Below are 12,927 nucleotides of genomic sequence, written 5' to 3'. Positions count from 1 at the left end.
CCCTGGCCCGGCGCCTGTTCCCGGCCCGGGAGACCCTCCCCAGGGCATGGCGCGACCTCTACCGACGAGACTGGCTCACCCCCGTGCTCCCCTCCAACACCCGTCACCGACTCATCCACGCCAACTGACACCTCAAGCCCGCCGCGGACGTCGCCACCCCTCCCCGCATAGGGGCTCGGACGCTTCGATCGTCCGCTCCGCATCCCACGTGAAGATCTACAAGCTCCGCACCACCATGCGCTCGAGCCGCGCCACGCATTCCAGGTGGTGGGTCTGCGGGAACAGGTCGAGAGGCGTCACCGACCGCAGTCGCAACCCTCCCTTCTCCCCCAGCAGCCTGATATCCCGCGCCAGGGTCGCCGGGTCGCAGGACACATAGACCACCCGCGCGACCGCTGCGGTCGCGATGGCCTGCGTTGCGGTCCGCGGCAACCCGGTGCGCGGCGGGTCGAGCAGCAGGGCGTCGGGGCCGGTCTCCCGCAGGAGCTCGGGGAGCGACTCCTCCACGTCCCTGCACAGGAAGCGCGTGTTCGCCAGCCCGGCCCGGGCCGCATTGTCACGCGCCGCAGCCACCGCCTCCCGCGACACGTCGAGACCCGTGACCTGCCTCGCCCGGCGCGCCACCGGCAGGGAAAAGAAACCGACCCCGCAATGGAGCTCGAGGATCGACTCGTGGGCCCCCGCATCGAGCGCCGCGAGCACCACCTGGCGCAACCGGGCGGCACCCGGCGCGTTCGGCTGAAAGAACGAGCCGGCGGGCACCTTCAAGCGATCCCCCTCCACCTCCTCGAACAGGTGATCCCTGCCGAAAAGGATGGACTCCCCCACCAGCCGATCGAGACGGTCGAATTCGCGTCGGACCACTCCGACGACGCGCGGGAAGGCGCGCACGAGATCGCGCGCCAGCTCGGCGAGCGCCGGGGGATCTCCGCGTCCCGACTCGAGCGTGACCAGGACCTCCCCCGTGCCCTGGGCCATCTGGAGTCCGAGCCGCCGCAGGAGCCCTCTGCGCCGCTTGCGGTCCCACGCGGCGAGCCCCAGGCGCCGGGTCCGCTCGGCGGCGAATCCCCGGATCGCGTTCGCCAGATCGGGCATCAGGAGGCAGCGCTCGATCGGCACGATCTCCTCCGGACGGCCGGCGCCGTGCAGTCCGAGGATCGGGCGCCCGTCCGATCCCGTTCCCCAATCGAAGTCCATCCTGAACCTGTACGCGGTCGGCGTCCCGGCCACGACCGCCGGCTCCACGGGCGGATCGGCCAGTCCCGCGATGCGGGTGAGCATCGCCCTCACCTGGAGGCCCTTGGCCTCCGCCTGAGCCGCAGGAGCCAGATGCTGGAGGTCGCAGCCGCCGCACGTGCCGTAGTGCCGGCAGGGCGGGTCGATCCGTTCGGGCGATCGGGACAGCACCCGCCCGGCGACCGCCTCGGCGTAGCCGGCCTTGACGCGCAGGACGCGCGCCCGCACCGATTCCCCTGGCAGGGCCCCCTCGACGAACACCACGAACCCCGCCACGCGGCCGACGCCGCGTCCGCCGAAGGCCAGGTCGACGATGTCGACGGTCACCTCCTCGCCCCTGCGCGGGGCCCCTTCGCGCAGGCTCATGTTCGGTGCAACCTTCCGGCCGGTTGTCGCTCCCCGGAGACTGACCTATATTCATCCGGCGCCTTGATGAGGACTCCGTGAGCCGCCATTCGAAGGTCCCGCATGCCTCCGCAGAGGACGACGCCGTCGATCGTCACGACGAGGGACCGCGCGTGCGTTCCATGCGCGACGTGGCGCCGAAAGACACCTGGACCCTGTTCAAGATCATGGGGGAGTTCGTCGAGGGGTTCGAGACGCTCCGCCCCGTCGAGCCTGCGGTCTCGATCTTCGGCGGCTCCCGCGTCCGCAAGAACTCGCGTTATTACCGCAAGGCGGTGCAGGTATCCCAGGCCCTGGCGCGCGAGGGGTTCTCGATCATCACCGGCGGCGGCCCCGGGATCATGGAGGCGGCGAACCTCGGCGCCCGCCGCGGAGGCGGCCGATCGATCGGGCTCAACATCCGTCTGCCGTTCGAGCACAGGCCGAACCGTCATATCGACACCCTGGTGAATTTCAACTACTTCTTCGCGCGCAAGGTCATGTTCATCAAGTACGCCTGCGCCTACGTCGTCTTTCCCGGCGGATACGGGACCCTCGACGAGGCGTTCGAAGCGTTGACCCTCGTCCAGACCCACAAGGTCGACAACTTCCCGGTGATCATGATCGGGCGCGATTTCTGGGAGGGTCTCGTGAGATGGATGCGGCGCGAGATGCTGGGCGGCGGGATGATCAGCCGGGACGACCAGCGCCTGTTCACCGTGACGGACGACGCCCAGGAGGTGTGCCGCCTGGTGCGTGAAGGATGGCGCCGGCGCGTTCAGGGAAACGGCGAGGACGCCCCGCGCTGAATCAATGGACCCGCGTCTCCTCCTCGGGGCCGGACACGTCCAGCAGCGGGCGCCGCCCGGCGAACCCGTCCGGAATCCGGTGCCAGTAGCCGACCCTCGCCTCGCCGTACTTCCAGCATAGAAAAACGATCTCGTTGTTGTAGACGCAGGGGAAGTCGACGAGCCCCACCTCGGGCCCGTTGACCAGGCATCCCTGGTCCTGCAGCTCCCCGATCAGCCCCTTCACCCTGTTGAACAGACCGGGCGCGATGGCGCGCGACTCGAGGTGCTTCGCGAGATCCGGGCTGTCCGGCGGCAGCCCGGCCTGGCTGGCCGCCGTCTCGATCTCGGAGCGGATCTCCTTGAAGGTGGCGAGGAGCTCCTCCACCTTCGGTCTCAATCTCGGGATCAGGGCATTGGCCTCGTCGAGGGTGAAGAACCTGCTGTACGTCTGATCGGGACTCATCGCGCTGTGCCTCCGGGCCGAATTCTAGTCGGGCGGCGGCTCGGGCACAAGCGCCAGGAAGAGGCAGAGGTCCACGCCCGGCCGGAGCGCATAGGTCTCGCGGGAATACCCCGCGCCCAGCATCGCCGCCACTCGATCGGCCGAGTCGGAGCGGGCGATCACGACCGGGCCGCCGGGATCCTCGACCACCGACCCGTAATACCCGACGTCCGTGAAATCACGCAGGTACCAGTTGAGCGGCAGATAGTCCGGCGAGAGGATCTGGATGGGGATGGCCTTTCCAAGCGGGTGCCGCCTGGCCTCCTCCTCGATGCGGTCGACGAGCTGCAGGGCCGAGCGCCGGGTCTGGACATAGATCAGGGGGCTGGCCCGATCGTCGTCGTAGCGCACGAAGGCGAGATCGACGGCGCGACGGGCCGAAAAGGCCGCGGCGGCGACCAGCGCCAGCACGGCCGCCAGGCGCCGAGGAACGCCGCCCGCCGCGAGACCGCCCGCGGGCTCCCGCCCTGCCATCGATCCGAAGACCCCCCCGCCCAGGAGGGCCAGAGGAAGGACGATATTCAGCACCAGCCACGGAGTCTTGTAGGGAATGGCCGAATAGACGACCAGGATCGTGGTGCCCCAGGCGGCCAGAAGCCGGGCGAACCGGTCGCGGCGCCGCAGCGCCACGACCGTTCCGGTGAACGCCGCGACCAGGATCGCCGGCTCTTCCCGCGCGAGGATTCCGAGGAAGTACCACCAGGGCTTTCGATGGCCGTCGCCGCTGAAGCCCCTGCCGCCCCAGATCGTCAGAGCCTCGAACGGGCGCCGCAGGCCGCCCGGATCGACGAAGAAATCGGTATACAGGGCGATGGCCACGAGCGCCGCGACCAGCGCGGCGGCGACGAGCACGGACCGGCGCGGGGCCGGCAGGCCCCCGCCGCGCGAGGCGACGACACCGACGAGAAGCGCGCACACGCTCAGGCCGGCGGTCTCCTTGGTGGCCAGCATCCCGCCCAGGGCGGCACCGGCCACCATGAGCCAGGCGTCCCGCCCCGGCGCCAGACCGCGGACCAGGCCGACGACCAGGAGCAGGGTCAGGAAGACGAGGTAGATCTCGTGGATATTGTCGCGGGAGTACCAGACCAGAGACGGCGACGTCGCCAGAAGGACGCCCGCCGCGACCGCCCCCGATTCTCCGATCTCCCGGCGCAGGCACCAGGGAAGCGCCGCCATGAGGGTGCCGAGGAGCGCCGGGACCGCCCGGAGCATCTCGGTCGTGACGCCGAACAGGAACAGCGGCACCCCGGACAGGAGATAGAGAAGCGGACCGTGATAATTCGACGGATCGTAGTCGTAGGTCCCCTCGCGCAGGAGACGCAGGAGGAAGATGACATTCGACCCTTCGTCATGGTGCAGCGGTCGCAGGCCGAGCCGCAGAAACCGCAACGCCCCGGCCAGGAGCACGGGGATCCAGGGCACGGCCCCCTCCCACACCTCCGCGATGCGGCGCGGCGCCCTGGACGCAGACCCGTTCACGGGGGGGCCGCGCCGTCCGGCGGCAGGGGCCCGCAGATCGCCCGGACATCGTAGACCTCCGTGCCGGCTCCCGCGAACTCCGGCCGCGCCGCCGCCGCGAAACGTCCGGCACGGGGGCCGTACCGCTGCCGCTCCCGCTCCCCCAGCACGACGAACCGCGCACCGTAGGAGCCGAGAAGAGGGCACGCCTCATCCGGGCCCTGAGCTGCATAAATGGACGCGATGTCCTCGCGGCGCCTGAGGACCGATGCCCAGTCCTGACGCCACACCGCCTCATGGTTCCCCCATCCCAGAACCGTCGGCACGCCGCTGAACGTGCCGATGCGGGAGGACCACGTGTACGGCTCTCCGGTCTCCTCCAGGATCGCCTCGCCTGGAGCGGCGGTCCGGGCGATGAACGCCGCGGCCGACGCGTCTCCGGGATGAAGCGCGCGGAACAGCGCGTCCGCCTCGGCCCCCGGAGAGAGCGCCTCCCGCGCCTCGGGGCCATCCACACTCCGGATTTCCGAGGACCGTCCCCGCAGCCAGGCGGCGGTGCCCTCGAGGGGGTAGACGAGCGCCGCAGCCAGGGTCAGTCCCAGGCCGGTCCATCCCGCCCATCGGCGGCGAGAGGTCTCGCGCGACAGGAGGTCCACCAGCCATGCGGCCGCGAGGCCCATCAGGAGCCATGCGAGGCGATGCAGCTTGAACACCGTGTTCATCCGGCGCAGGGGCGTCGCGTCAAACAGGTCCCGAAGGTACACCATCTCCGGGACCAGCGCGCAGAGCACACCGGCGCCGGCGAGGGTCAGCGCCAGGCGGGTACGGATCCCGTCCTCCCGGCCATGGAGTCCCGTCCTCCCACGGAACGGCACGACCCGGATCGCGCCGAGGGCGGCCAGCAGGACGAACGGCCCGAACGCCATCAGCCATTCTCCCGGATCGCTCCCCCGCGGCACGCGGCCGATGGTCCGGTGCGGCGCACCGAGCCCGCGCAGGAACGGCAGGAAGGGCAGACAGGAGATGACCGGGACGACGGCCCACAGTGCGGCGCGCGACAGACGATGCGTGCCTTCCCCGACGAGCAGCAGGACCGGCGCCACGAGCGTCACGATCGGCAGGTCCCACGGATGGGTGGCGAGCAGCGCGCCGCACAGGAAGGCGAAGCAAACGGCGCGGGCCAGACGCAGGCGCGCTTCCCGCGCCTGTTCGAGCGCGCCGGAAGCCGGCAGGGACTCCGCCAGGGGAAAGGCCAGCGCGCCGGCGACCATCGGCAGGGCGATGACGTAGGGGTGGAGGTCCCCCCAGAGCAGGCTGAACCAGGGACACTCGCTGATCGCCTCGGCGACCACCCGCGACGAGGCGAACCAGTCCAGCCGCGCCCCGAACCCATGATGCGCCCACTGCCGCACCCACTCGAGATTCCCGGCCCCGAGCACGAGAAATGCGGCGCCGATGCCCCCGCGGAGGCGGCCGGACAGGGCGAGGCCGATCCCGAAGGCGGCGATCCACAGCAGCGCATGCTGCAGGGCGACGGCCGCGGTGAAGAACCGGGACGCATCGGCTCCGGCGCAGCGCACCAGAAACGCCGTCATGGCGTAGCCGAAATGGTAGTAGGACAGGTCGGCCCCGGCGAACCAGGGATCGGTCAGCGGCAGTCCGGGGCCGCGCAGGTCAGCGCGCAGGATCGCGAAGTCCATGAAGCGCTCGCTGTCGGGATCGACGGCGGGGTTGTGCCCCTCGATCCAGGTGAATAGAACCAGCCCGGACACGAACAGGACCTCCACCCACAACATGGAACGCCAGGGCGCCGGTCGCGAGCCGGCCCCGCCTTGGGCCGTCTCTCCCTCGGAGGCCTCTCCGGACGAGCGCCACCACGCGGCGATCGCCGCGCTGGCTCCGCCCACAGCCAGGACCGCGCCGAGCGCCAGGGTCCGCGTGAGCGGCCGCCCCATGGCGCCGGCCGCCATCCAGGCCAGCCATGCGGACACGACGATGCCGAAGGATCGCGACACGGCGTAACCCCGATCCGGGAGCCGGGCGAGGATCAGGCGCAGGAGCGGGAACACCGACCAGCCGCAGAGCGTCGTGACCAGGTAGGCGCGCAGAAGTTCGGACATGCGGGGCCCCGCCGACGGGCCGGGCCGCTCCTACTCCCCCAGGAAGGCCAGGTCGAGCCTGCGGGTGCGCGGCCCGTCGATTTCGATCAGGAAGAGGCTCTGCCAGGTGCCGAGCACCAGGCTCCCCTCGACGACCGGAAGGGTCACCGAATGGCCGAAGAGGACCGCCGACAGGTGCGCCCTGGCGTTGTCGTCCACCGCGTCATGCCGGAAGCCCTCCTCCGGACGGACCAGGTCGACCAGGCGGGAGGCCAGCCGCACCAGGTCGTCCCTGAGCCCGGTCTCGTCTTCGTTGACGCACAGGCCGCAGGTGGTGTGGGGGACGGTGATCAACGCCAGCCCGTGCCTCAGCCCCGCGCGCGCCAGCTCCGTGCGGGCTCCGGCGGTGACGTTGACGATCGCGGTCCGGGACGGGGACTTCACTGCGATCGAGGCGTTCGCAATCTTCATGATGCCCCCGATCGCCCGGCTACTTCGTCCCCCCGACGAGGAAGCTCATGCCGAGGACGGCGTCGAACGAGTAGAAGGGGTCGCGCACGACGACGTCGCCGTTGCCGTGCCAGCGCCAGATGCGGGCGTCGAAGCGGAAGCCCACGTGCTGGGTGAACCAGTACTTGAATCCGCCGCCGGTCCGGTAGACGGTGGAGCTCTCGCTGTCGGTGCCGTCGTCCACCGTGACGAACCCCAGCCCGAACATGGCAAATGGCGCCATCTTCTCGTGCCCCTTGAGCTGGTAGATACGCACGTACCCGACACCGAACTTGGTGACGTCGAACTGGATGGTGGGAATCTTCGCATGGTCGGCGGTCGCGGTGTCGAAATCGACCTCGAACTCATGGATCGCCTTCCAATGGTAGGCGCCCCGCACCCCGAAGCCCAACGTACTGTCGAAGTTCGTCGCGTTGTTGTAGCGACTGACCATGCTGTAAGGGCCGAATTCCCAGGACTTGTCGGTGTCCTTGGCGACCGCGAGGGGCGGGCCCGCCGCCAGCGCGAGGGCCAGGACCAGAAGCACCGGGACGATGCGGCGTCGGGGAGCGGGCGGCATGGGGCAATCCTCCAAGGGCTCCCGGCCAGAGCGCCAGGAACGCAGGAGTATGTCCTGCCCGGCCTTCCGGATCAACTGAAAAATGCGCCCGCGGGAGTTCCCCGCGTCTTCCGATCCGCGCCCGCCGGAGCGGCGGTATTGACACCCGCGACCATCGCGGATACACACCCGGCATGCAACGAGGACCCGGAGCCGGAACCCTGTGCGCCCTCGTCATTCCGGCCGTCCTCATCGCCCCTCTGCGCGCGGCGGCCGTCGATCCGGAGATCCAGGTCGAGATCGTGGCCCCGCCGGCGCCTTCCGACATCCGGCCCGTCCTCACCGAAGGGAAGATCCAGGACGCGATCCGGCCGCTTCTCCGCTCCGGATGCGATGAGCCGACCATCGCCCGGGCATTGGAGCAGCGCTACCGGTTCCTCGGTTACGTGCCACGCATCGAGGTCTCGTGCAGCGAGCGGGGCGCGCGCCTGCGCGTGCGCGAGAGCAGCCACACGGTCGATGTCATCACGTTCGACCCCGCCGAGCTGGAGACGATCGGCGTCCATCCGTCCCCCGATGTCGAGGAACAGAGGCGGCTCTATCCCGTCCCGGCGGACGCGCCGAAGGGAGTCCTGCGCGGCCTCCTCCAGACCCGGACGGGGGACCTCTACAATTTCGAGCGCTATCGCGCCGACAGCGATGCCCTGCAGAGAATGGGATACGGTGTCGCCTTCATACCAGGCGGGCAGAAGGCGGACTCGTCCTACGCGTCGGGCGCGTATCTGATCCAGAGCCTGACGCCCCGGATCGCGGGTCCCGGGCCCGGGCGCAAGACCAACTACCTCGGCGGCACGGGGTCGTACGGTCCGCGCACCAAGAGCGCCTTAGGGCTCCTCTACGAGAAGGACGAACTGTTCGGCCGTCTCGACCAGCTGAGCATCGCGCCCTCCTACAACGCCGCCGCCGGGGGGACCATCTCCTACACCGCCCCGCTCCTGTCCCGACGCGAAGAGCCGCGGACCCTCTTCGACCTCGACCTCAGCCTGTTCTCGGAGTACCGGCACAACCGGCTGCTCGACGGCGTCCTGACCGACGAGCGACAGACCGGGTTCGCCGCCACGATCGGCGTCCGTCCCCTGGGGCTCAGGGCGCCCCACGGCCTCCGGTACTACTTCGGCCTCCGTCGCGCCCGCATCACCCTTCGCGACACGGCTCCCGGGGAAAGGGACGGCAACACCGATACCATCCAGATTGGCGCCTCCTACGAGTGGCGGCATACCTTTCGCCGGCCGAGCCTGTCCGCCAGGCTCGATCCCTCCGTCGACTTCGCCGCGCGGGCCGGCGGCGGCGAGCGCACCTTCGTGCGGCCGGGCGTGGACTTCACGCTGCACGGCCGCTACGCCACGGGCATCGAGGCCGAGCTGCACCTCAAGGGAGGCCTGATCGACAGGGATGTCCCGTCCTTCGAGCTGTGGAGCCTCGGCGGCGCCTCCACGGTGCGCGGTTTCCGCGAGGACTCGTTTCTCGGCCGCCACCTTGCCGCGCTGCAGGCGGAGGTCTGGCTGCCGTTCGTGCCCCGGCAGTCGGACGCGTCGCCGGGCCCGGGGGGGGAGAACCCGGACACCGACTTCGCCCGGATTCCCGTCGAGCCCCGCGCCGCGCGACTTCTGAAGTGGGCGCTGTTCGTGGACGGAGGGACGATCGCCAGGACGACCGCCGGCACGAAGGAAGCCATCGCCGGCGCCGGCGTGGGGATCCGGTTCATCGTCCCCCGACATCCCCTGGTCATCCGCATCGACTATGGATGGGGGCTCGGATCGCTCGGCGGAGACGCCTTTCCGTACGTCTCCCTGGGCTATCGGTACTGACCTGGAAGCGGGACGCAGCGCTCACCCGACCCCGGGAGTCAGGACCATGCCGACCAGGATGGCGGCGATGCTCACCCCCTGCCAGAATCCGATGCGCTCCCGGAGCGCGAACCGCGCGAATACGACCGTGACCACCGGGTAGGCACCGCTCAATGGCGTCGTCAGGGAGACCGGACCGAAACGCGTCGCCACGATGAACCCGACGTCCCCCCCGGCCAGCATCAGCATCGGGAGCGCCGATCGCGTCCACTCGCGGGGATCGGCGGCCCCCTGCCTGCCGCGCACCAGGCCGTACAGGCCGAGCGTCGCCAGCCCCCCCGCGAGGGCGAACACCAGGGCGTTCGCCTCGTCGGCTCCCGGCAGACCGTAGGCCGCCTTCAGCAGCGTGCCGCCGCATCCCCACAGGATCAGCGCGAAGAACGACAGCGGAATCCAGCGCCGGCTGGTGGGCCGCGCCCCCGGGCCCGCCGGAGCGTAGGACAGGCCGAGGCAACCTCCCAGCACGAGGGTCAGGCCGGCGTACTGCAGGGAGGTGAGCTGCTCGTTCAGGAACAACCGCGCGAACAGGATCGTCAGGGCGGGATAGGCGGCGCTCAGCGTGCCGACGATGGCGATCGGCCCGTGCACGATTGCCAGGAAGTACAGGATCCAGGCCGTTCCGTCGATGATGTAGGACAGGACGCAGGTGCGGGCGAAGGCCGAGCCCAGGGACGGGAGCAGTGCCGTCTTCTGAAACAGGGAAAAGTAGGTCAGGTTCAGCACCGCCCGCGCCGCCACGAAGTAAAGACAGAAGCGGGCGGGCGGCACTTCTGAGATATATTTCTTGACCAGACCCTGGCCGATCCCGTAGAGAAACAGGCTCACCAGTGTCGGTACCAGCCAGATGGCCATGACGCGGTCCGTTGCCTCGCACGGCGGCAGGGAAAGAGGGGCATCTTAGACGACCGTCGCGTCGCACCGCAAACCGGCCGCGTCGCGGATCGCACGCCGAGGCAGCGGATGGATGACGACGAGAAGCCCCCGGGCCGATTCGACGAGCTGCTGCGACTCCTGACCGCGCGACGGCAGGAGACCGAGGCCCGCTACAAACAGGCCCTGGCGCAGCAGCTCAGCGGATCGGCGGCGGGTGACAGCGAGGGCGTGCATGGCTGGAAGGCCAGCCGCGAAGGGGGGGCCGATCTCGAGGTCCTGCAGACCCTCGATCGCACCCTCAAGCAGATCGACACGGCGCTCGCGCGACTCCATGCCGGCCAGTACGGCCTGTGCTCCTCCTGCTCCGGGACGATTCCCCTGGCGCGCCTGAGCGCCGTCCCGTTCGCCACCCTGTGCGTCCCCTGCCAGACGCGGCGCGAGCGGGTCCCCCGTTGAGCGAGCCGGTCACCAGCCACCAGTTCAAGGCCAAGGCCGGGCTCCTTTCGGTCATGGCCCTGATCTACGCCTCGGGCTGCGGCGGCCCGTACGGAACGGAGGACTACATCGCCCAGACCGGTCCGGGCCTCATGATCCTCCTCCTGTTCGTGACTCCCTGGCTCTGGGGGGTGCCGATGGCCCTGGCGACCGCGGAGCTGGCCACGATGCGTCCGGTCGAAGGCGGGTACTACCGCTGGGTGCGGGAGATCTTCGGGGAGTTCTGGGGCTTCCAGGTCGGCGGCTGGACGATCATCGCGTCTCTGCTCGACAACGCCCTGTACCCCGTCCTGTTCGGCAAGGCGCTCCTCTACTGGTTCCCGGACCTGCCGTTCTGGCAGCAGGGGCTCGCGTCGGTCGGGTTCGTGCTCCTCCTCACCTTTGTGAATTACCGCGGTATCCAGATCGTCGGGGCGACGTCCGTGTTCCTCACCCTGTTCCTGATCGCACCCCTCTTCTGGATCGTGGGGGCCGGTTTCCTGAACGCCCGCTTCAATCCGCTCGTGCCGTTCCGCGCCCCGGGCATCGACGGTCTCGAAGGCTTCGGATCCGGCATGGCGCTGGTCATGTGGCTCTACTCGGGCATGAGCGAGATCAGCACCGCCGCCGAAGAGGTGAAACGCCCCGCGCGCACCATCCCCCTGGCGCTCCTGCTCGTCGTCCCGATCATCATCATGAGCTACACGCTCCCCGTGATCGCCGGGCTGGTGTCGATCGGCGACTGGCAGGGCTGGAACTCGGGGCAGTTCGCGGTCATCGGCGAGCTCCTCGGAGGAAAAACGCTCGGGACCTGGGCCTTCCTCGGGAGCGTCGCCGGCTACATGGTGATCTTTCTGGCCTACATGGTCTGGTACTCGCGCCTGACCTGGGCGATGGCCGAGGACGGTTCCCTTCCCCGTATCCTGACGCGCCTGCACCCGCGCTACGGAACACCGTACGCGACCATCCTCGGCTACGCCGCGCTCTATTCCCTCCTTGTCTGGGTTCCCTTCGAGCGGCTGCTGGTGGTGGACATGTGGGTCACCGGGGCCTATTGCACGACGATCCTGGCGCTCCTGGTGCGGCTGCGCTCCCGCCGCGTCGAGCGGCCGGAAGGCTTCCGGGTGCCGGGGGGGAAGCTGGGGGCCTGGCTGGTGGTCCTCCTGCCGGCGACGACCTGGGGCGTCGTCCTCTTCTCCACCGCCCACGGCGACTGGATACCGGGGACCGTCGCCCTCCTGGCGCCGGCCCTGATCTACGCCGTCATGAAGCGGCTGCGCCGCTCACAGCCGATCTAGCTCTTCTTTTCCGATGTTGGGGGCCCAGGGCCAGATCTCGTACTGCGCCACGCCGGCCCGGATGAAGGGATCCTCGTCCCGGATGCGGTCGAGATGCTTCGCCACCTCGTCGTCCGGCACGCGCAGCAGCAGGGCTCCGCCGTTTCGAGGATCGAGGGGCCCCGAGGCCAGAAGCCGGCCCTGCTTCTTCAGCTCCCTGAGGTACGCCCGGTGCGCCTCGAGGTGTTTCAGAACCTCCTCGATCGACCTGCGATAACGGACGATCGCGATGGCATACATGAACCCCTCCCTCATGGAATTCGAACCCCCGCCGGGAGGACATCAAGGCTCCTATCGGCGGGTTGACGACGGCGCGCACTCGTCGTATATGATCGGGAACAGCGTTCGTCCATGGTCTCCCCGCTCGCCGCCGCACCCGCGGGATTCGATGGGAAAGGAGAGACCCCATGTCTCCACACCTCCACCGCCTCATTCTCCTGCCGGCTGTTCTGATCGCGACTGCAAGCCCGTCGGCGGCCGCAGTCCGGGGATACGTCGAGCTGCCCTGGACGCCGACCTTCTGCATGCAGGAGTCGCATTTCCTGACGAACCCCTGCACCGGCAATGCTCAGTACATGATCGAGGAACGCGCGATCGACATGGATGTGTACCTGTGCCAATACGTCGTCGTGGACGGTCCCAACGTCGGAGTCGAGTGTCTGGTGACCGAGCCAACCTCGGTCACCGTGTCGCAGCCCCCGTGTCCCATTCCCTTCACGGGGCTCTGGATCAGCAACGAGACGCCGCCGCGCATGCACTGGAACCATGTCACCTGCGCGGTCTCCCACGACGTCATTCGCGGGGAGCTTCCGGGGCCA

The 12,927-nt window shown here is 69.4% G+C and carries 13 protein-coding genes; 5 read left to right on the top strand and 8 right to left on the bottom strand.

The window, feature by feature from the left end:
• Positions 1 to 216 precede the first annotated feature (216 nt).
• Complete coding sequence (gene rlmD, locus VGV60_12870) at positions 217 to 1,602, bottom strand: 23S rRNA (uracil(1939)-C(5))-methyltransferase RlmD (protein HEV8702159.1); 1,386 nt, start codon at positions 1,600 to 1,602, stop codon at positions 217 to 219.
• Positions 1,603 to 1,679: 77 nt separating this feature from the next.
• Here rlmD and VGV60_12865 point away from each other — a divergent pair, with 77 nt between their 5' ends.
• Positions 1,680 to 2,429 (top strand): TIGR00730 family Rossman fold protein, encoded by a 750-nt coding sequence (locus VGV60_12865; GenBank protein HEV8702158.1) that lies wholly within the window; start codon positions 1,680 to 1,682, stop codon positions 2,427 to 2,429.
• Position 2,430: 1 nt separating this feature from the next.
• On the opposite strand, the gene VGV60_12860 is transcribed toward VGV60_12865, so the two are convergent.
• The 5 genes from VGV60_12860 to VGV60_12840 are packed head-to-tail and all read right to left on the bottom strand — an operon-like array spanning position 2,431 to position 7,539.
• Positions 2,431 to 2,874 carry a DUF2203 domain-containing protein gene (locus VGV60_12860; protein HEV8702157.1) on the bottom strand — a complete coding sequence of 148 codons (444 nt, stop codon included), beginning with the start codon at positions 2,872 to 2,874 and terminating at the stop codon, positions 2,431 to 2,433.
• A 24-nt stretch (positions 2,875 to 2,898) separates the two neighbouring features.
• Complete coding sequence (locus VGV60_12855; protein HEV8702156.1) at positions 2,899 to 4,335, bottom strand: flippase activity-associated protein Agl23; 1,437 nt, start codon at positions 4,333 to 4,335, stop codon at positions 2,899 to 2,901.
• Positions 4,336 to 4,388: 53 nt separating this feature from the next.
• Entirely contained in the window at positions 4,389 to 6,491 is a 2,103-nt protein-coding gene (locus VGV60_12850; GenBank protein ID HEV8702155.1) for a DUF2298 domain-containing protein, read from the bottom strand.
• A 30-nt stretch (positions 6,492 to 6,521) separates the two neighbouring features.
• The gene (locus tag VGV60_12845; protein ID HEV8702154.1) at positions 6,522 to 6,941 is read right to left on the bottom strand and encodes a secondary thiamine-phosphate synthase enzyme YjbQ; all 420 of its coding nucleotides are present in this window, start codon (positions 6,939 to 6,941) and stop codon (positions 6,522 to 6,524) included.
• A gap of 19 nt (positions 6,942 to 6,960) precedes the next feature.
• Entirely contained in the window at positions 6,961 to 7,539 is a 579-nt protein-coding gene (locus VGV60_12840; protein HEV8702153.1) for an outer membrane beta-barrel protein, read from the bottom strand.
• A 173-nt stretch (positions 7,540 to 7,712) separates the two neighbouring features.
• Here VGV60_12840 and VGV60_12835 point away from each other — a divergent pair, with 173 nt between their 5' ends.
• Positions 7,713 to 9,386 carry a BamA/TamA family outer membrane protein gene (locus VGV60_12835; GenBank protein HEV8702152.1) on the top strand — a complete coding sequence of 558 codons (1,674 nt, stop codon included), beginning with the start codon at positions 7,713 to 7,715 and terminating at the stop codon, positions 9,384 to 9,386.
• Between the two features lie 21 nt (positions 9,387 to 9,407).
• On the opposite strand, the gene VGV60_12830 is transcribed toward VGV60_12835, so the two are convergent.
• Positions 9,408 to 10,277, bottom strand: coding sequence for an EamA family transporter (locus tag VGV60_12830; GenBank protein ID HEV8702151.1), 870 nt, complete (start codon positions 10,275 to 10,277; stop codon positions 9,408 to 9,410).
• 108 nt (positions 10,278 to 10,385) lie between these two features.
• Here VGV60_12830 and VGV60_12825 point away from each other — a divergent pair, with 108 nt between their 5' ends.
• Together VGV60_12825 and VGV60_12820 are read left to right on the top strand one after the other, a co-directional pair.
• Positions 10,386 to 10,754 carry a TraR/DksA family transcriptional regulator gene (locus VGV60_12825; protein ID HEV8702150.1) on the top strand — a complete coding sequence of 123 codons (369 nt, stop codon included), beginning with the start codon at positions 10,386 to 10,388 and terminating at the stop codon, positions 10,752 to 10,754.
• Positions 10,751 to 12,070 carry an amino acid permease gene (locus VGV60_12820; protein ID HEV8702149.1) on the top strand — a complete coding sequence of 440 codons (1,320 nt, stop codon included), beginning with the start codon at positions 10,751 to 10,753 and terminating at the stop codon, positions 12,068 to 12,070. Before VGV60_12825 ends, VGV60_12820 begins: the two co-directional genes overlap by 4 nt.
• On the opposite strand, the gene VGV60_12815 is transcribed toward VGV60_12820, so the two are convergent.
• Entirely contained in the window at positions 12,056 to 12,349 is a 294-nt protein-coding gene (locus tag VGV60_12815) for a YciI family protein (GenBank protein HEV8702148.1), read from the bottom strand. The genes VGV60_12820 and VGV60_12815 overlap by 15 nt on opposite strands.
• A 167-nt stretch (positions 12,350 to 12,516) precedes the next feature.
• Here VGV60_12815 and VGV60_12810 point away from each other — a divergent pair.
• On the top strand, positions 12,517 to 12,927 hold a 411-nt coding region (locus VGV60_12810), incomplete at its 3' end, for a hypothetical protein (GenBank protein ID HEV8702147.1).

Source organism: Candidatus Polarisedimenticolia bacterium (genome assembly GCA_036001465.1).
Taxonomy (GTDB): Bacteria; Acidobacteriota; Polarisedimenticolia; order Gp22-AA2; family Gp22-AA2; genus Gp22-AA3.
The sequence above is the reverse complement of the archived record's forward strand: the minus strand, read 5'-3'. Positions and strand labels throughout refer to the sequence as shown.